This window comes from Caulobacter sp. Root343, from assembly GCF_001425745.1.
Lineage (GTDB): Bacteria > Pseudomonadota > Alphaproteobacteria > Caulobacterales > Caulobacteraceae > Caulobacter.
The window spans coordinates 137,580-156,664 of record NZ_LMDF01000007.1 but is presented as its reverse complement, the minus strand read 5'-3'; the positions used below and the strand labels follow the sequence as shown (position 1 = coordinate 156,664).

Genomic DNA, 19,085 nt, shown 5'->3' with positions numbered 1-19,085 from the left:
CAAACGAGATATTTGAATGCTGATTGGGAGCGATGAACTGTCGCACCCACGACCCTGTTCGCACCCTCCGGACGCAATGCAGTGTTGAGTGAGACCTCGCCACCGGGCGAAAACAACCTCCGGAAATATCACATATGTACAGGATGACTGGACGCGCCCTGAACGCAGCGGTCTAACCAGGACTGCTGTCAGGGTTGGTCCGTCACGCCTGGAACCTTTTCGATGCGCCGAGATCCCATCAAATCCGCCGCTCGCACGCTCGAGATTCTCGAGCTCTTCCAGGAACAGCGCACGCCCCTGCGCCTGACCTACATTTTCGAGAAGCTAGGCTACCCGCAGTCGAGCACGACGACGCTTCTGAAGAGCATGGTCGTTCTGGGCTACCTGAACTACGACCGCGCCTCGCGCACCTATTTTCCAACGCCTCGGGTGGCGGCGCTGGGTGACTGGGTCAATCACCACCTCTTCGGGTCTGGCGACATCGATCGTCTGGTCACCAGCATCTTCGAGCAGACCAACGAGACGGTGGTGATCTCGTCGCAGAACGACATCTTCATCCAGCACTTGCGGATCATCCAGCCTACCCACCCGTACAAGGTGGCGCTAACCGAAGGCAGCATGCGCGTCCTGCCCCACTCGGCCGCGGGCCTGGTCCTGATGAGCCATATGCAGGTCAAGGCGGTCGATAAGCTTTGCCGGCACATCAACGCCTATCTGGGCGGGACCGGCGACCGGATCGACATCACTCAGTTGCAGGAGCAGTTGGCCTGGGTGCGCCGGGAGGGCTACGGCCTGCTGGCCGCCTTCCCCTTCCCCAACGCCGCGGCGATCGCCATGCCGTTGCCGGCCACCCCGCACGGTGTCCAGCTCACCCTCGGCGTCGGCGGCCTCAACAGCCGCATCGCCCGGCACAAAAGCGAGATCGTGGCGATCATGAACGCGGGCGTGGCGGAATACGGCGAAAGCCTCAAGCGCTATGCCACGCCCGAGGCTTGAGGCGCTCGCCTAGGTCAGCTCGGCGGGTTCGTCGAGATGATGGCGATAGGTCTCGCGCAGCTTCGACTTCAATAACTTGCCGGTCGCCGTGTGCGGCAGGGCATCGACGATCACCACGTCGTCGGGGACCTGCCAGCGGGCCACGCGCGAGGCGAGGAACTGAAGGATCTCGGCCTTGTCGGGCGTGCTCTCGGGCCTCGGCACGATGATCAGCAGCGGTCGTTCCTGCCACTTGGGATGGGGCACGCCGATCACGGCCGCCTCTCGCACGTCGGGATGGGCGATCACGGCGTTTTCCAGATCGACCGAGGAGATCCACTCGCCGCCCGACTTGATGATGTCCTTGGACCGGTCGGTGAGCTGCAGGTAGCCGTTGGGATGGATCTTGGCGACGTCGCCCGTGGGGAACCAACCCTCCTCGGTCGTGGCCGGCGCCTCGCTCTTGAAGTAGCTCCGCACCACCCAGGGACCTCGAACCTGGAGATCGCCGACAGCCACGCCGTCATGCGGCGCGACTGCGCCGTCGACGTCGACGATCCTGAGGTCGACGCCGTAGATCGCGCGGCCCTGAAGCGCCTGAACGTCGTAGCGGGCTTGGCGGTCGAGGAAGGCGTGCTCGGGCAGCGGGGTTCCGACCGTCGCGAGCGGACTGGTCTCGGTCATGCCCCAGGCGTGAATGACGTAGACGCCCAGCATGTAGTCAAAACGTTCGATCAGGCTGCGCGGCGCGGCCGAGCCGCCGACCAGGACGCGCTCGAGAGCCAGGCCCGACAGATCCAGCTCCTCCCGGTGCGTGGCGACGTAGTCGAGAAAGCCGAGCCAGACGGTCGGCACCCCCAAGCTGAAGGTGCAACGCTCGGCGCGCATCAAGTTGAAAAGGCTTTCCCCATCGACGGCCGCGCCGGGCAATACCAGCTTGGCGCCGCACATCGCGGCGCTGAACGGAATCCCCCAGGCGTTCACGTGGAAGAGCGGCGTCACCAGGAGGATGCTGTCGCGTCGGGAGACGGCCATGCCGTCCGCGCCCGTGGCGATGAAGGCGTGCAGAACCAGGGACCGGTGGCTGTAGAGGACACCCTTCGGATCGCCGGTCGTGCCCGAGGTGTAGCAGAGGATCGCCCCGGCGTTCTCCGACACGGCGGTCCAGGGCGCATCGCTGGCCTCGGGCGCGACAAGGTCCTCGTAGCTGATGAGGTTGGGCAGGCGCAGGTCGGGCATGTCCTGGGCGCTGGACAGGCAGACATAGGTCTCGACGTCAGGCGCTAGGGCGGCGAGCGGTTCGAGCAGCTTTCCGAAAGCCGGGTCGAAGAACACGATGCGGTTCTCGGCATGGCGCAGGATATAGGCGATCTGCTCGGGGAAGAGACGCGGGTTGACGGTGTTCAGGATCCCGCCCGCCCCGGTGACCCCGTAATAGAGTTCCAGGTGCCGGGTGGTGTTCAAGGCCAGGCTAGCGACGCGATCGCCCGCGTTGAGGCCGAGGCGCCGGAGCGCGGCGGCCAGCTTGCGCGCGCGGGCCGCGACCTTCGCATAGTTGCTGCGGGTCACGCCGCCGGGGTCGCTGCAGACGATCTCGACTTCACCATGGAACCGAGCTGCGTGATCAAGCAGCGAGGACAGCGTCAGCGGCGTATCCTGCATCAGGCCGAGCATGGCTTTTCCTATTGTCCGATGGGCTTTGGCTCGAACCATAGGAGGGGATCGCCCGCCGCCGCCGAGCCGCCCTGGCCGGCGGAGTCTTTTCACATACGCGATACTGGGAAGCCGTCGCGGCCGAGCGCTTTCAGCGGTTCGCGCGGCGTGCTGTTGTGGGTGCATGACGCGTGCTTCGGCGCGCGTCGAACCGGCGAGAACCGCTTGAAGCGGACTGCGAACGCAACCGGTCGGAGGAAACATGGGACTGAGAACGCCCCGCCGACCGACGCTCGGCGCCTTGATCGGACAATTAGACCCCCTCACGCCGGCGCCCGTGCGCCAGGTCGCGCATCTTAAACTCGACTGCCCACCACCCTGCAGCTGGGATGCGGCCCACGCCCGAGGCTTCATCGAGAAGATCACCGCATTCGGCGAGGATCCCGATATCTGCGCCATCGTCCTGCACGGCCGACGTCTGTTCAGCGATGTGCTCGCCGCCAAAACCGCGCCCGACGACGCACGTTCGGTGGTCTATGCGGCGGTCGCCGGTTCGGCCAAGCCGGTCATCGCCGCCCTCTCCGGCCCCGTCACAGGCTCGGGTTTGGAGCTGGCCCTGGCCTGCGCCGCGCGCGTCGCTTCGCCCAACGCCACCTTCTCGACCCTGGCCCGCAGCGAAGGCCATCTGCCCGCCGCCGAGACGCTGATCCGCCTGGCGCGGCTGGTCGAGGTCGAGCGCGCGGCCAATCTCGGCGTCTTCAACGCGGTCTGGGACAGCAAGGCCGCTGTCGAATACGGCCTCGTCGATTTGGTCGCCGCCCGAGACCTCGTCCATGTCGCCGAGAAGCTGGCCTTCAGCTTCAACGGCGGGCGCAAGCTCACCCTCAGCGCCGAGCCGGAAGTCGTCGCCGCCAAGATCTATGGCCTGCGCGCCAAGGTCCGTCGGGACGCGCCGCATCAGAGCGCGCCGATGACACTGCTGCGGGCGCTGGAATTCGCCGCGCAGACGCCGGCAAAGCGCGCGCGTGTCGAGATCGACCGGCTGGACGAAGCCTTCGCCGCCTCGCCCGAGGCCCAAGCCCTGACCTATGCCGAACGCGGCCAGGCGACGCTGTCGCGCGCCAACCTCCCCGCCGAACTGGCCCACGAACTGGCATGGCCCCTGCTGCGCGAAGCCATCCACCTGCTGGACGAAGGCGCGACACCAGGCCAGATCGACCGCGAGCTTCAGAGGTTCGGCTTCCTTCAAGGCCCGTTCACGCGCTCGGATCGTGACGGCATGGAGGCCGTGTTCCGCCGCCAGACCAGTCTGGCCAATGGCGAGGATTGGATCACCTATTCGCCGACCCTCGATCTCATGGCCGATGAGGGCCGCACCGGCGGACCCGACGCGCCCGGCTGGTATCGCCACGCCAGCGACGGCCGTTTCACCTTCGAGCCGGAGGTCGATCGGCTTCTCCAGGCGTCGGCCACCTTCCAGCGCTGCGCCCGCGCCCCGATCGTCGACGAGGTCATCGTCGAGCGCTGCCTGACAGCCGCCATCAACGGCGCGGCCCATGTGCTCGAAGCGCGCGCCGACCTGTCACCGGCTCTGGTCGACGCAATTTGGACGACGCGGCTGGGATTTCCGAAGTGGCGCGGGGGGCCGCTCTACATGGCCCGGACTCACGCCTGCGATCCGCTCGCGTCCTTGGAACGCTGGACCCGTGTGCGCAACACCGCCGGCGTGGCCGCGCCGCTCCTTCGCCGGATCGTCGCGCCCCCCTGAGGCCGCGCCCCTTGGGACCAGGGTCGATTGGGCCGCGTCCGGCCAAGCCGAACGCGGCGGCTTCGCGCTACTTGCCCTGAAACACCGGCGGGCGCTTTTCGATGAACGCCTTGACCGCTTCCTTGGCGTCGTCGCTCTTCGACAGCTTCAGGGTATTTCCCTGCTCGTAGCGATAGCCGTCGCGCAGGCTCAGATTGTCGATGACGTTGAGGCTGTCCTTGGCCGCGGCGATGGCGAGCGGGCTCTTGCCGGCGATCTCCCTGGCGATGGTCCGGGCGTAGTCCAGGTACTCTTCATGTGGCAGGGCCGCCTCGATGAGGCCGCGCCGATAAAGCTCCTCGGCGGGCACGCGCCAGCCGGTCAGCACCATGCGCCGGGCCAGCGAGTGGGGGATGAAACGCAGGGCGTGCTTGGCGCCGCCGGCCAGGCCGACATCGATTTCGGGCAGCCCGAACACGGCGCGCTCGGAGGCCACGATGATGTCGCAGCTGGCGACGATGCCCAGGCCCGCGCCCAGCGCCGCGCCGTTGACGGCGACGACGATGGGCTTGCTGCATTCGACCATCGACCAGCTCATCTCGCGCGCCATGCGCTGGCGCGCATAGGCCGTGCCGGCCGGCGCGTCGGGACCCGGGCGGTTCTTCAGGTCGGCGCCGGCGCAGAAGGTCTTGCCCTCGGCGGTCAAAAGCACCGCGCGCACATCGGCGCTTTCGTTGAGCGCGTCGAAGGTGGAGGTCAGCTCCAGCATCATCTCGACGCTGGCGGAATTGACGGGCGGGTTGGTCAGCGTCACCGTCGCCACGAAGTCTTCGACCTCAATCTTCAAACACGACATCATTTCCTCCCTACCCGTCACCGGTCGCGGACCGTTTCGCCGCGATTGGTAGCCGCTACCGGCGAGCCGTCGCCATCAAGCCAGCCGGCGCCCCGCACATCACATGGGGGATATTGAGCGAGGTGGATTATGGCGGCGGATTGCGCTCGCGACCGCTGCTAGGCTTCTAGTGCGCCGCGCCGGCGCCAGCATCGAGCCGGGTACAGCATGCTCTCCAAGGCAACGCCGCGTGTGGTTCTGGTGACGGGCGGAGCCGACGGCATTGGCTGGGCGGCCGCGCAACGCTTCGCGAGAGCGGGCGACCGGGTCCTGATCGCCGATCGCAACGTCGAGCGCGCGGTCGAGCGGGCCGACAGCCTGGGCGCGGGCCATGTCGCCATCGCCATGGACGTTTCGTCCGAAGCCCAGGTTCGCGAAGGGTTTGACCGTGCATTGCGCGAGTTCGGCCGCCTCGATGTTCTGGTCAACAACGCCGGCGTGACCGATCCGCAACCGATCGCGATCCTCGACCAGACGGCCGACGAGATCCGGCGGCTACAGTCGATCAACGTGACGGGCGCCTTCCTCGCCGCACGGGAGGCCGGACGCATCATGACCGCCCAGGGTCGCGGGGCGATCGTCAACCTCGCCTCCGGGGCGGGGCTCGTGGCCCTGGCCAAGCGCACCAGCTACAGCGCCAGCAAGGCGGCGGTGATCTCCCTGACCCGAACCCTGGCCTGCGAATGGGCGGCGCGGGGCGTCCGCGTCAATGCCGTGCTGCCCGGCTACACGCGCACCCAGATGGTGCAGGACCAGATCGATCGCGGCCTGCTGAGCCCATCGACGGTGTTGGCCCGAATTCCGGCCGGACGGATGGGCGAGCCCGAGGAGATGGCCGAGGGCATCTTCTTCCTGGCCAGCGATGAGGCCAGCTACATCGTCGGCGCGACCCTCGTCGTCGACGGTGGCTACACGGTCTATGGCGGCGCCGGTCCGGCCTCGTCCGCCCCCGCGCCAGCGGCCGGACCGCGATCGCCCCGCATCGTCACGGTCACCGGCGGGGTCAGCGGCATCGGCCGTTCCGTCGTCGAGCTCTTCAGGGCCGCCGGCGACCGGTTGCTGGTCATCGACCGCGACGCGGACGGCGTCCGGACGCTCGCCGCGGAGCTGGGCGGGGATCACCTCGTCGTGCAGGCCGACGTCACGGACGTCGCCGCCGTTGACGCCGCCTTCGCGAGGGCCAAGGCGCGTTGGGGCCGCGTGGACGTGCTGATCAACAACGCCGGAGCCGCCGACGTCTCCAAATCGACTCTGGACCAGACCGCCGAGGACTTCACCGGCGTCTACGACGTCAATTTCAGCGGCCCACTGGCCGCCGCTCAGGCCGCGGCGCGCGCGATGAGCGACGGCGGCGTGATCATCAATCTCGGCTCGATCGCGGGCCTGGCCGCCTTGCCCCGTCGCAACGCCTACTGCGCCGCCAAGGCCGCCGTGACGATGATGACCAGGAGCCTGGCCTGTGAATGGGCATCGGCCGGGATCCGCGTGAACACCGTCGCACCTGGCTATATCGACACCCCGGCCGTCCTGACGCTGACGTCGACCGGACGGGCCCAGCTCGAAAAGATCGTCCGACGCACGCCGATCGGCCGCCTCGGCGACCCGGCCGAGGTCGCCCGGGTCATCGCCTTCCTGGCCTCGCCCGCCGCCAGCTACATCACCGGCGCGACCCTCAGCGTCGACGGCGGCTGGATGGCGTTCGGTGACGCCGGCGACGCCTCCGACATCCATTGACCCCAGATCCCGTGAGCCAGGTCCAAGCCATGTCAAACCAACCGAACCTGCAGGAACTGTGGGATCGCGAACAGATCCGCGAGTGTCTGTACCGTTACTGCCGCGGCGTCGACCGCATGGACGAGACGGCGTTGCGGTCGGTGGCTTGGCCCGAGGGCCGCGACCAGCATGGACCGTTCGAGGGCACGGCGTCGGCCTTCGTCGACTGGGCCATGAAGGCGCTGCCGCACATCGAGCGCAGCGTCCACCATGTGCACAACGTCATGATCAAGTTCCAGAGTCCGTCGGTTGCGGCGGTCGAGTCCTCGTTCACCGCCCTGCACCGGCAGCCCGACGACGATGGAGCGCTCGTCGTCCTGCACATGTGCGGACGGTATCTCGACAAGTTCGAGAAGCGCGATGGCGACTGGCGCATCGCTGACCGCCAGGTGATCTTCGACTGGCTCGAAAAAAGCGCCCCCACGCCTGGCGTGCATCCCGAGCGATTTGGCGGCCGCACGCCCGTCGGCGGCCGCTTCCCGGAAGATCCGCTGTACGCGTTCCTGCACCGCGCCCGCTAGCGCCGCGCGGGCGCCCTGCCCTGTCAGATCGTGCTCTGGCGCGCGGTGAAGCTGCAGCCTTCGTACCCGGCCGCCGCCACGCCGGCGCAGACCTCGGCATAGCGGTTGAGCCCCCCGGCGAAGACGTGGAACCCACGCGGCTTACCTTCGATATTGGCGCCCGTGTACCAGGTGTCGGCCTTCACATAGAGCGTGCGGTCGGCGATCTCGCCCACGGTCTGCCCCCAGCGCGCCACGGCCTCGGGCGTGGCCTCGACCGTCGCCAGGCCCTGGCGGCGCATGTGCAGGACGCAGTCCACCACCCAGTCGACGTTCATCTCGTCCAGGCGGATGTAGTTGGCCAGGATCGAGGGGCCGTTGGGACCGCCGATGATGAACAGGTTGGGGAAGCCGTCCATCAGCAGGGCCAGATACGACCTTGGCCCGTCGCGCCATGCATCGCTGAGTTTGACGCCGTCGCGGCCGGTGATGTCGATGGCCAGCATCGGACCGGTGAGCGCGTCGAAGCCGGTGGCCATGATGATCACGTCGAGGTCGATCTGGCGCTGGGTTGTCCGCAGGCCGGTCTCGGTGATGGCGGTGATCGGCTCCTCGAAGCAATCGACCAGCGAGACGTGCGGCTTGTTGAAGGTCTCGTAGTAGTGGGTGTCCAGGCACGGCCGGCGCGCGTAGATCGGATAGCCGCGCGGCTTCAACTTCCCGGCGGTGACCGGGTCGTCGACGACCTGGTCGATCTTGCCGCGCACGAAATCGGCGACCACCTCGTTGGCGGCGGCGTTGGTCAGCAAGTCCGAGAACAGGCCCAGGAAATAGAGCGCGCCCTTGTTCCAGGCGTCCTCCATCAGTTCATTGCGCTCCTCGGCGCTGACGCTGAACAACGGCCGGGTCGAGAGCGGCCGGACACCCCCGGTGAAGGTGTTGCGCGCCACGGCCCGCAAGCCCGACATGTTGGCCTTCAACTGGGCGGCGAAGTCGTCGGAGATGGCTCGGTTGCGCATGGGCAGGGTGAAGCTGGGCGTGCGCTGGAACACCGAGAGGGACTGGCATGTTTCGGCGACCACGGGCGCGATCTGGATGCCCGAGGAGCCTGTGCCGACCAGGCCCACCCGCTTGCCGCTGAAATCGACCGCATGGTGGGGCCACTTGCCCGAGCGATAGAGCTCGCCCCTGAAGCTTTCCGCCCCCGGGATGTCGATCGGCTTGGGCAGCGACAGCGGCCCGGTGGCCATGATCAGATGGTCGGCTTCGAACCGTTCGCCCCGCGCCGTCATCAACGTCCAGACCTGGCGCGCCTCGTCGAAGGCTATGACCTGGGCTCGGCTGTTGAAGCGGTAGGCCGAACGCAGGTCGAGCCGGTCGGCGACAAAATTGGCGTAGGCCAAGATTTCCGAACCGGCCGCGAAGGTCTCGCTCCAGGTCCATTCCTGCTCGATGGCCTCGGAGAAGGCATAGCTGTAATCGATGCTGGTGACATCGCACCGCGCGCCGGGATAGCGGTTCCAGTACCAGGTCCCGCCGACGTCTCCCCCCGCTTCCAGACCCAGAACCGATAGGCCCTCACAGCGCAGGCGGTGGACGGCGTACATGCCGCCAAACCCGGCCCCGATGACGATCGCATCGGTGCGTTGGGGAGCTTGGGTTTCGCGCGTGGCGGCGGTCGTCGATGTCATGCGCGGTAGTCTCACCAAGGATGAGGCCACTGGTTGGGCACGGCGCACCTCTTTCAAGGTCACCGTCGCCCCGCGATTGGAAGATCACATGGGCGATATTACGCCGTCACCTCGGTCAGGATGCTCGAGGTCGGGCGTCGCTCCGCGTCTCCGCCGACGAAGCAACCCACCGTTGGGCGGCGCCCCGACTAACGTGGCAAAACCTCTTCGCCGGTTACCGTTAGGCCGGCCTTCACCGTCGTGGCGTGGCCGGGCTGACCACCGCCGAGGTGGACGACATAGCGGCCAGGACCAACCTTGCGAACGCGCCGCCGAGGCGGCTCATGAGCTGCGCACGCCGCTGGCCATCCTCGCCGCGCGCATCGATAGCCTGCCGCCGGGCGATCAGGTCGCAGGCATGCGGCGCGACATCGAGCGCATGCGCGCGATGGTCGACCAGTTGCTCATGGTGGCGCGGCTGGAGGCGAGCGCCGCGAGGTCCGAGGACCTTGTCGATCTTGTTGATCTGACGCGCGATGTCGTCGCCGATTGCAGCCCGCTGGCTCTGGCTCAGGATCGCCAGTTGGCGCTTGCGCCCTATTGCGACACGCTCCTGGTTCGCGGCGACGCGCGCTTGTTGCACAGCGCCTTGCGCAACCTGGTCGAAAACGCCATTCGCGCCGAACCGCCCGGCGGCCGGATCAACATCACGGTCGGGCCCGAGCCAGTTGTTTGCGTGATCGACCACGGCCCGGGCGTGCCAGAGGAGGACCGCGAACGTATTTTCGAGCCCTTCTGGCGCCGCCGGGATGGGCATCCCGGCGCGGGTCTGGGCCTGGCGATCGTGCGCGAAGTGGCGCGTGCGCACGATGGCCAGGTAGCTGTCGCGGACACCCCCGGCGGTGGCGCGACGTTCCGCTTCAGTTGGTCGCGCCAGGAACTGACGCGGCAATCATGATCGCGAATTCACGCGACAGGGCTCGGCGGACGCGGGATCCAGACGCATATCGTTCTTGGAGTCACCGATGCCGACGTTTGCCCTTCTCGCCGCTCTCGCCATGACTCTGGTCGAGGTCCCGTCGCAGCCAGCCCTGACCGAGGCCATCGCGGGACGCGACTCCGCCTTGTTCGACGTAATGTTCGCCCAATGCGATCCCTCCGCCCTCAAGGGCCTGGTGACGGACGACATGGAGTTCTACCACGACAAGGGCGGAATGATGGGCCGCGACGCCTTCATCGCCGACTACGCCAAGAACTGCGCGGCCAAGCGCGCCCCGGACGCCTGGCGGTCGCGTCGCGAGTTGGTGGCCCCAACCCTGAAGGTTTACGCCATTCCGGGTTTCGGCGCGGTCGAGGAAGGGACCCACGTCTTCTACGAGCGCAAGGGCGAAGGCCCCGAACGGCTCGCCGGCAAGGCCCGGTTCTCGATCCTGTGGAAGCTGGACACCGACGGCCAATGGCGCATGGCTCGAACCTTCAGCATCGACCATGCCGCTATGCCCTAGCATGGGATCCGGCTCGGCGCTGCGGCGCCGATCCAACCTCTGAAGTCAGCCCAACATCAAGCTGCGCCGCGTCACCGGGCGTCAATGGATGCACTGCTTCCCGACGCACCGCCGCAAGGCGAGCCAGCCACGGAGCCATGCGAGGTTCTCTTGAGCTTGGCTATCAACCGATCATAGGTCGATTGGCGGATCGGCCTCCCATCGCGCAAAGACCGCCAAGTCGTTTCGCTGACGCCGAGCACCTCCTGAAGCCAGACCTTGGTCACGGCCGGAAGCGCACTGCGAAGGGCGAGGACCTGTTCCTGATTTACGAGCACCATGTTCATGCGGGCATCCAAGGCTGGCCGCCAGCGGGCTCGCGGCGACCCGGGTGTCTCGAAGGTTCCATCTGCTTCCTCCGGCTCCAATTAGGGCCACCGCCGCTCTGCTCTGCAGGCGAATTACGACAACGTTGTCGTAACTTGGAACGACAACGTTGTCTATAAGCTACCCCCTTGACATCGCTGTCGAACCTCAAGCGCGGACGCCCTTCGAGCAACCATGGGCTCGCGGCGCGGCCTCGTCGTCCGGCAAGAAAAAGGCGGCGCGCCAATCAGGCGCGCCGCCACTCGCCGCAGCGAGAACACCCAGGAACAGGGGGAGGAAATCCCTGGGAAGGCGTTGCGCGACCAATCGCGCGAAGTCCGCCAGCGGCTAGAAGCCCATCCGCGCGCGAATGCCGACGTAGCGCTTGGAATTGCGCGGCAGCAGCTGGGCGACGGCCCCGGCGTTGGACGAGCCGGTATAGCCGAGAGATGTCGCGTAGTGCTGATCGAACAGATTGTTGACGAACAACGCCACGCGATAGTTCTGCTCGTCGCGCCCGGCCACGCCGATGCTGGCGTTGACCACGCCGAACGCCTTCTGGCGCGAGATCGGCGTGCCCAGCAGGTCGAGCATGACCGCGCTCTGATGTGTGTATTCGGCGGTCACGAAGCCGTCGAAGGGCAGGCTCGGCAGGTCGACGTCATAGACGCCGGCCAGCGAGTATTTGAACTTCGGCGAGTTGGCCAAGGGCTTGCCCGAGAGGTCCTGGAAGTTGGAGCCTCCCACCGGCCGACAACCCTGGGCCAGCGTCTGGCCGGTGTAGCACGGCGCGTTGGCGAACTCGCGGATGGTGGCGTCGGTATAGGCGGCCGAAGCGTCCAGGCGCAGGGCGCGGACCGGCCTGGCCGAGACCTCGACCTCGACGCCCTTGCTGCGCAGCGCCCCGACGTTGCTCAGCTGCGGCACAATGGTGCCGTCCGGCTGGGTGACGCCGCCCTGGGCTTGGAAGTCGGTGAAGTCGGTCAGGAAGCCGGTGACGTTCAACTGGACGCGGTTCTCCAGGACACGGCTCTTGAGACCCAGTTCGTAGGCCTTGCTGGTTTCGGGACGAACCGGCTTGGCCGCCCGGGCCGGCGTGAAGCCGGTGCTGATGTCGAAACCCTGGCCCTTGTAGCCCGTCGAGAACGAGGCGTAGGCCATGACGTCGTCGGCCAGATCCTGACGCAGCGCCACCTTGTAGGTGATGTGGTCATCCTTGGCCTTGCCCGAGCAGACCGCCAGGCACGAGGCGTTGCCGGCGGGCGGCGTCGCCGTCGGCGTGCGATTGATGAAGGTGGCTTCGATGACCTCGTGGTTGAACCGCAGACCGCCATCGACGTGGGTGCTGGCGCCGACGTGGTACGTCATCTGGGTGAAGGCGGCCATGGTCTTGGTGCCGGCGGTCGCCGCCCAGCTGGTCGCCGCGTTGGGGCCCCGCGAGAATGAGCGGTTGGAGTCGCCGTCGGCGTAGAACAGGGCGAACAGATAGTCGAGCTTACGCGCGCCGCTCGACACCAGGCGCAGCTCCTGGGTGAAGTTCGTCGAGTGGAACGGACCGCCGGCGGTGGAGCCGTTCGGCAGAATGCTGGTCGGGTCGGCCGCGTTGAGCAAGGTCGGCGAGCCGAGCGTGTCGAGATCTTCCCGGAAGCGGAAACGCCAGTCCTGATAGCCGGTGATCGAGATCAGGTTGGCTTGGCCAAGATCCAGGCTGGCGCGGCCGGTCAGCATGGTCTGCTTGCTGGTGTTCTTCGGTTCGGTGTCGAGCCGGATCTTGTAATTGTCCGACCCTGGCGTGAGACCGACAGCCGATAGGGCCAGCGGCGCGCCAAAAGCGGTCGCTCCGGGCTTGATGCTCCGGAAGGTGCGGACCTGACCGTCGGTCTTGGTGTTGGTGTGAGACGCCGTCAGGGCGATGTTGAGGTTGTCGGTCGGATCCAGTTCCAACCGGCCCCGGACCCCATAGGAGCGGTCGCCGCCGAGCTTGTGACCGGTGTTGAGGTTGCGGACATAGCCGTCGCGGTCGCCGTAGAAGGCGTTGAGGCGGAAGCCGGCCTTGTCCGAGATCGGTCCGGAGATCATGCCCTCGACGCGCTTTTCGCCGTCGCTGGTTAGCGTCCCGCCGACAGAGCCGGTGAGGCTCTTGGTTGGCTTCTGGGTGACGATGTTGATGACGCCCGCGGCGGCGTTCTTGCCGAACAACGTACCCTGCGGCCCGCGCAGCACTTCAAGGCGGGCGATATCGTTGAGACCAGAGAAGGCCTGGGCCTGCTGCAGCAGCGCGACGTCGTCGACCACCACCGCGACGCTGGGCTCGATGCCGATGCTGAACGAGAAGGTGCCGATCCCGCGCAGGTTGATACTGTTGCCCGTAGCGTTGGTATTTTCGGTGATCGTCAGGCTGGGTGAGACCCGGACCACGTCGGCGACCTGGACCACATTGCGCGCTTCCAGCTGTTCGCTAGTGACGGCGCTGACGGCGGCGGGCACGTCCTGGAGGTTCTGTTCGCGTTTTTGCGCGGTCACGACGATGGTGTCGAGGGCGGTGACCTGCTCCGCCGGTTGGGCCGCGGCCTGCGCCCAAGCGTGACCCGAAGTTGCGACCATGGCGGCGCTCGCCAGCCAAAGAAGACGCCTGTTCATTTCCCCTCCTCATTTTTCTAACGAACGGCCTGACCGCTCGCACTTAATCTGCCTTACCAATTCTTGGGGTGTGAGTTTTTGCGTCAACCTCTTTTTGCCTGACAACTTGCTCGATCCGGACCACAATCAGCTTGGCGTCAACGAGTGTCGCCGCCGGCGCTCACGCCGGGCGGGCGCACGAGACGATCTTGGAGGCAAGGCATGACGGCACGCGCAAAGGCGAGCGCGGAAAAGGTCGGCGCCGTCGATGACGGCGTCGGGAATGGCGACCGCCTCTACCAGAGACTGGCTCGGCACATTTTCGACGACCTGGTCGCGGGGCGTTACGCGATCGGCAGCCGCCTGCCCGCCGAGCGCGAGCTCTGCGCTGAGTATGGCGCTAGCCGTCCCGCCGTGCGGGAGGCGCTGATCGCCCTCGAGGTCCAGGGCTATATCGACATCCGGGTCGGCTCGGGCGCCTATGTTCGCCGTCTGCCAGGCCGCGAGGACCACCCCGGCTTCGCCATTACCGCCTTCGAGCTCACCGAGACGCGCCTGGCCTTCGAGGGCGAGGCCGCGGCGCTCGCCGCCAAGCAGATCACCGACGAAGAAATCGCCAAGCTCGAGGCTCTGCTCGACGATATGACCGCCGAGAACCTTCGCGCGAAGGTCACCGAGGACGCGGACCGCGAGTTCCACATGACCATCGCTGGAGCCACGCGCAACGCCGGAATCGTCCTGACGATCGATGAACTTTGGCGCCTGCGCTCGACCTCTCCCGCCTGCGCCCTGCTGCACGACAAGGCGCGGCACGCCAAGATTCGCCCCGTCGTCGCCGAGCACCGTCGGATCGTCGAAGCGCTGAAAGCCCGCGACCCGCAGGCCGCCCGTGCGGCCATGCGCGCCCACCTGGCCGCGGTCATGGATCACCTGCTGTTCACCACCGAAGAGATGGCGCTGGAGGAAGCCCGCCGCGCCGCCGCCGGCGTCCGCGCCCGGTTTTCAGCGACCTCCGCTGAAGCTGACTGACCAATTTATATTAATTGATCTGGCAGATTTGATTTGAGGCGCTAAGGTCTCCCCCAAGGCCGCAACCCAAGCGGCGAGCGGGAGGCGTGCCGATGAACCGACTTTTGCTGGTCACGACCATGGCGATCCTGGCCGGCCCGACCGTCGCGCGGGCCGAGGTGACCTCCGATCCGGTTCGGGTGCAAACGCCGCTGGCGCAGAACTGGCGCTTTCGTCAGGACGACGGGCTGAGCGGCGTCGAGAGCCCGGCCTTCGACGACCAGGATTGGGCCCGCGTGGCCGTGCCCCATACCTGGAACCGCGTGGGCCTCTATCTTCCCGGCCCCGTCGAACGGCTCAATCGGCCCGAGACAATCAACAAGACCCAGGGGGTGGGCTGGTACCGGCTCTCGTTCGTCGCGCCCAAGCTCGACGGGCGCCGCGCCTATCTCCAGTTCGACGCCGCCAGCCGAAACGCCAAGGTCTGGCTGAACGGCGTCTATCTGGGCGAACACCAGGGCGGCTTTTCGCGGTTCCGCCTCGACGCCACTGACGCTCTACGCGCCGATGGCCGGAACCTGCTGGTTGTACGCACCGACAATACCAAGCCCGCGCCAGGATCCTCGACGGTCGACAACCTGCCCCTGACCGGCGACTTCTTCGTGCACGGCGGCCTCTACCGCCCCGTCAGCCTGGTGCTGACCAGCCCCGTCCATTTCGACATGCTCGATTTCGGCGGGCCCGGAGTCTATGCGACCACCACCGATCTTTCCGCGGCCAAGGCCGGGATCCAGGTCCGAGCCCGCCTCCGCAATGATCTGGCCAAGGCTCGGCCGGTTCGGCTGGTGACGAAGCTCTACGACGCCGCCGGCCGCGTGGCCGCCCAGGCCAGCGCTTCGGTCGCCCTGCCCGTCAAGGGCGTCCACGAGGCGACCCTGTCGCTCTCGCTGGCCGATCCGCATCCCTGGAACGGTACGGCCGACCCGTATCTCTACAGGCTGGAGACTGACCTGGTCGGCGCGGACGGCAAGGTGCTCGACCGCGTCTCGACACCATTCGGCGTACGCCAGATGGGCTTCGACCCGGATCGCGGTTTCCTGCTGAACGGCAAGCCCTACCGCCTGCACGGCGTCGGCTATCACCAGGATCGCGAAGGCAAGGGCTGGGCGATCGACGCCGCCGATGTCGAGGAAGACATGGCGATCCTGCGCGAGATGGGCGCCAACACCCTCCGCCTGACCCACTACCAGCACGGCCAGGTCATCCACGATCTGGCCGACAAGTACGGCTTCGTCTTGTGGGACGAGATCCCGCTGGTTTCGGCCTGGACGACGGGCGGCGCGCTCGAGCCCACCCCCGCGCTCGTGGCCAATGCCCGCCAGCAGCTCCAGGAACTGATCCGCCAGAACGCCAACCACGCCTCGGTGGCGACCTGGGGCATCGCCAACGAGGTCGACTTCGGCAACTCGTTCCCCGCCTTCCTGACCGGCTACAAGGACGGCAAGGCGCCCGATCCCATGCCGCTGCTGAAAGCGCTGAACATCCTGGCGCACCAAGAAGACCCCAGCCGCCCCACGGCGCTGGCGACCTGCTGCGAGGGCCGGGTCTTCGCGGCCGGCGTCGATGTGCCGACCACCGCTGAGGCCGCCGATCTTGGCGGCGCTAACCGCTATTTCGGTTGGTATTTCGGCGCGCCCGACGACCTGGGCCCGCACCTGGACGCGCTACACGCCAAGCGGCCCCGGCAGCCGCTTTCGGTCACGGAATACGGCGCCGGCGGCGGAGTGACCATCCACACCGACGACGTGCTGGGCGGGCCGATCGACTCCCGAGGCCGCGTGCAGCCCGAGGAGTATGAGAGCTACATCCACGAAACCGCCTGGGCGACGCTGTCGCGGAAGCCCTATCTCTGGGGAACCTGGCTGTGGAACGCCTTCGACTTCGCCACCACCATTCGGCACGAAGGCGACGCCGACGACATCAACACCAAGGGCCTGGTCACCTACGACCGTAAGATCCGCAAGGACGCCTGGTACTTCTACAAGGCCAACTGGGCGTCGACGCCGACGATTCACATCAATGGCCGACGCTATGTCGATCGCGCCTATCCGGTCACGGACGTGCGCGTCTATTCGAACGGCGCGACAACGGAGCTCACGCTGAACGGCCAATCGCTGGGCCAGCGCGCCGATTGCCCGCAGCGAGTCTGCGTCTGGCCGGCTGTCCGCCTGGAGCCCGGCGAGAATGTCCTGGTCGCCCGCGCCCGGTTCGAAGGCCAGACGGTCGAGGATCGCATCGTCTGGCGTCGTCCGACCGACGCGAACGCGCCGATCCGCATCGATGCGGGATCTCTCGTCGGGGCCGGCAAGACGGTCAAGTTCGGTTCGGACGCGTTCTTCAACGGCGGCCAGGCCTTGTCCGCCAACACCCCCGCCGACTACGGACGTCCCGAGGCCCGCGCGGCGATTACCGGGACGGAGGAGATCGACGCGGCCAGCAGCTACCGGCAAGGCCGCTTCACCTACGCGATCCCCGTAACGGCCGGCCGCTACAGTGTGCGCCTGACGTTGGTCGAGCCCAAGCTGGCGATTGGCGAGCGCCGTTTCGATGTCGTGGCCAACGGCGTCACGGTTCTGCCGGACTTGGACGTAGCCGCTCAGGCCGGCGGCCCGCTCAAAGCCCTAACCAAGACGTTCGAGGCCAACGTCGCCGATCAAGGCCTGACACTGGCGTTCAATCCGATCCAAGGCGAGGCGATCGTCTCGGTGATCGAGATCACGCCTCTACAAGCCGCCAGCCGTTAGAATCGAGCGGCCCAGGCGGAAGGGCGGTCCGCCTCTTTCAGAATGGTACGCCGTCTGCGCTAGCGAGCAGGCGGTTCGATCAGCGTCTCCTCGCCCGCTGGCGGCGCCGATCGGGGCGATCGCGCTACCCGCTGAGCCCTAGCCGGCCCATAGCGCCTTCGCCTCGCTCGCCAGAATGTCAGGACGCTCCTCCGGCCAGAACAGCTTGCCGCCCTCGACGAGGCGTATGCCGCGAGACTTGGGCAGGGTCCGGTCCAGCCATTCCGCCCATCGAACCGGGAAAAGAGGGTCGGCGGTTCCCCAGACCATACGGGTCGGGATCGGAGACCGGCGGAGCGCCGCTTCAATGGCGAGCAGCGGGTTGGGCTCGCAGGCGGCCAGGTAGCGGTTCAGCTGGGATCGGCGCTCGGGAGAGGCGACGAGCGGCCTGAGATAGTACTCTATCGCATCGTCGGAGAAGCTCGTGGGGTCGATATAGGCTGCGCCGCCGATGCCACTGGCGGATCGTGCATAGACCCGATCCTCCAGATGCAGTGCGATCTTCTGATCGTAGACCCCGGCCCTCGCCTTGGCGATCGAGCCGGCCATCTGCGGTGGAGGACTGTTTTCGTGCACATCGCAGTTGGTGAGAAGCATTGTCCTGACGCGAGTTGGATGCTGTGCGGCGAAAAGCTGTGCGATCGTGCCTCCGCTGTCGTTGGCGATCAGATCGACGGTGTCGATTGAGAGCCCATCGAGCAAGGCGACCAGCATGTCGCTCTGGGCTTGCGGCGACAGGTCTTGCGTGTTCGAGACGTCGGTGTAGCCCAGACCCATAAGGTCTGGTGCGAGGCATCGGCGTTGACCAGAGAGCCGGTCCAGCGCGCCTCGCCACTGATAGCCATTGAGTGGGAAGCCGTGGATGAAGAGCGCCACGGGTCCTGCGCCGCGGTCCGCATAGGCGATCCGACCTTGCGGCAAGTTCAGGCGCCTGCGCTCGCTCCTGAACCTGAGCGCGTCCCGAGACGCCGCCGGCGGCAACGGGCCGAGACCATCACTGGAAACCGCGGCGACCGCCGCCGTCAGAAAGCTTCGCCTATCCATCGCATCACCCTTGGTCGTGAACGGGGAAACGGAGAACCCGGGATTGTTGGGACGAGCACGCCGAACGAAAGTCGAGGTTTCAATCTTCAATGATCGTGGCGACGCCTTGATGATTCAGTCGCGCAAGGTTTTCTTTCATCTCGGCAAGCTGTTCGGGAGAGTGACCGACCCAGTCCTTGACCTCGCCGGTCACCCGCAGGGGATGAAGTGACCTGTAGGAGGCCGTGACATTCCCGGGAAACCTCTTGTCGGTGAGGTTGGGATCGTCTTCAAACTGGCCGGTCGGCTCCACCGTATAGATCCGGCCGCGCCCCTCGCCCTTCGCAAGTTCAGCGCCCCACGTCGCGGCGTCGAGCGTCGCCGTGAAGTAGATGTGCTTCAGCTCGCGCTCTATGAAATTACTCTGGAACCCGGGACTGAGCAGATCTCCAGCGCGTAAACTCGCTTTGGTTCCATGGTAGAAGATCGTTCCGGCGGGGACATCCTTGGCGTACATGAGTTCGTCGAC

The 19,085-nt window shown here is 66.7% G+C and carries 15 protein-coding genes; 8 read left to right on the top strand and 7 right to left on the bottom strand.

Annotated elements, in window-relative coordinates:
- Nucleotides 1-222: 222 nt before the first annotated feature.
- On the top strand, nt 223-996 hold the full coding sequence (locus ASC70_RS13385) for an IclR family transcriptional regulator (protein WP_056050837.1): 774 nt from the start codon (nt 223-225) through the stop codon (nt 994-996).
- Nucleotides 997-1,005: 9 nt separating this feature from the next.
- On the opposite strand, the gene ASC70_RS13380 is transcribed toward ASC70_RS13385, so the two are convergent.
- The gene (locus ASC70_RS13380) at nt 1,006-2,649 is read right to left on the bottom strand and encodes a long-chain fatty acid--CoA ligase (protein WP_056050835.1); all 1,644 of its coding nucleotides are present in this window, start codon (nt 2,647-2,649) and stop codon (nt 1,006-1,008) included.
- Between the two features lie 241 nt (nt 2,650-2,890).
- Here ASC70_RS13380 and ASC70_RS13375 point away from each other — a divergent pair, with 241 nt between their 5' ends.
- Nucleotides 2,891-4,396, top strand: coding sequence for a 3-hydroxyacyl-CoA dehydrogenase family protein (locus tag ASC70_RS13375; protein WP_056050833.1), 1,506 nt, complete (start codon nt 2,891-2,893; stop codon nt 4,394-4,396).
- Between the two features lie 67 nt (nt 4,397-4,463).
- Here the strand turns inward: ASC70_RS13375 and ASC70_RS13370 are convergent, their stop codons facing one another.
- Complete coding sequence (locus tag ASC70_RS13370) at nt 4,464-5,234, bottom strand: enoyl-CoA hydratase/isomerase family protein (RefSeq protein WP_082539714.1); 771 nt, start codon at nt 5,232-5,234, stop codon at nt 4,464-4,466.
- 204 nt (nt 5,235-5,438) lie between these two features.
- Between ASC70_RS13370 and ASC70_RS13365 the strand changes: the two genes are divergently transcribed.
- Nucleotides 5,439-7,004, top strand: a complete 1,566-nt coding sequence (locus ASC70_RS13365) for a glucose 1-dehydrogenase (RefSeq protein WP_056050831.1) — start codon at nt 5,439-5,441, stop codon at nt 7,002-7,004.
- A 29-nt stretch (nt 7,005-7,033) separates the two neighbouring features.
- Nucleotides 7,034-7,564: a nuclear transport factor 2 family protein gene (locus ASC70_RS13360; RefSeq protein WP_056050830.1), complete on the top strand. Its 531-nt coding sequence runs from the start codon at nt 7,034-7,036 to the stop codon at nt 7,562-7,564.
- A gap of 23 nt (nt 7,565-7,587) precedes the next feature.
- Here ASC70_RS13360 and ASC70_RS13355 read toward each other — a convergent pair whose 3' ends face one another.
- Complete coding sequence (locus tag ASC70_RS13355) at nt 7,588-9,234, bottom strand: NAD(P)/FAD-dependent oxidoreductase (protein ID WP_056050828.1); 1,647 nt, start codon at nt 9,232-9,234, stop codon at nt 7,588-7,590.
- Between ASC70_RS13355 and ASC70_RS25990 the strand changes: the two genes are divergently transcribed.
- Nucleotides 9,149-10,171 carry a HAMP domain-containing sensor histidine kinase gene (locus ASC70_RS25990; RefSeq protein WP_082539798.1) on the top strand — a complete coding sequence of 341 codons (1,023 nt, stop codon included), beginning with the start codon at nt 9,149-9,151 and terminating at the stop codon, nt 10,169-10,171. The two genes, ASC70_RS13355 and ASC70_RS25990, sit on opposite strands and share 86 nt — an antisense overlap.
- Nucleotides 10,172-10,238: 67 nt before the next feature.
- A complete protein-coding gene (locus tag ASC70_RS13345; RefSeq protein WP_056050824.1) occupies nt 10,239-10,718 on the top strand; it encodes a nuclear transport factor 2 family protein in 480 nt (159 codons plus the stop codon).
- 71 nt (nt 10,719-10,789) lie between these two features.
- Here the strand turns inward: ASC70_RS13345 and ASC70_RS24510 are convergent, their stop codons facing one another.
- Nucleotides 10,790-11,044: a hypothetical protein gene (locus ASC70_RS24510; protein ID WP_082539713.1), complete on the bottom strand. Its 255-nt coding sequence runs from the start codon at nt 11,042-11,044 to the stop codon at nt 10,790-10,792.
- Nucleotides 11,045-11,411: 367 nt separating this feature from the next.
- Nucleotides 11,412-13,703 carry a TonB-dependent receptor gene (locus ASC70_RS13340; RefSeq protein ID WP_056050822.1) on the bottom strand — a complete coding sequence of 764 codons (2,292 nt, stop codon included), beginning with the start codon at nt 13,701-13,703 and terminating at the stop codon, nt 11,412-11,414.
- A 201-nt stretch (nt 13,704-13,904) separates the two neighbouring features.
- Between ASC70_RS13340 and ASC70_RS13335 the strand changes: the two genes are divergently transcribed.
- Both ASC70_RS13335 and ASC70_RS13330 read left to right on the top strand, forming a co-directional pair.
- Nucleotides 13,905-14,711 carry a FadR/GntR family transcriptional regulator gene (locus ASC70_RS13335; RefSeq protein ID WP_056050820.1) on the top strand — a complete coding sequence of 269 codons (807 nt, stop codon included), beginning with the start codon at nt 13,905-13,907 and terminating at the stop codon, nt 14,709-14,711.
- Nucleotides 14,712-14,803: 92 nt separating this feature from the next.
- Nucleotides 14,804-17,494, top strand: coding sequence for a glycoside hydrolase family 2 TIM barrel-domain containing protein (locus ASC70_RS13330; RefSeq protein ID WP_056050818.1), 2,691 nt, complete (start codon nt 14,804-14,806; stop codon nt 17,492-17,494).
- A 138-nt stretch (nt 17,495-17,632) separates the two neighbouring features.
- Here the strand turns inward: ASC70_RS13330 and ASC70_RS13325 are convergent, their stop codons facing one another.
- Nucleotides 17,633-18,667 (bottom strand): alpha/beta fold hydrolase, encoded by a 1,035-nt coding sequence (locus ASC70_RS13325; protein ID WP_200939220.1) that lies wholly within the window; start codon nt 18,665-18,667, stop codon nt 17,633-17,635.
- Nucleotides 18,657-19,073 (bottom strand): NAD(+)--rifampin ADP-ribosyltransferase, encoded by a 417-nt coding sequence (gene arr / locus ASC70_RS13320; protein ID WP_056050814.1) that lies wholly within the window; start codon nt 19,071-19,073, stop codon nt 18,657-18,659. Before arr ends, ASC70_RS13325 begins: the two co-directional genes overlap by 11 nt.
- Nucleotides 19,074-19,085 lie beyond the last annotated feature (12 nt).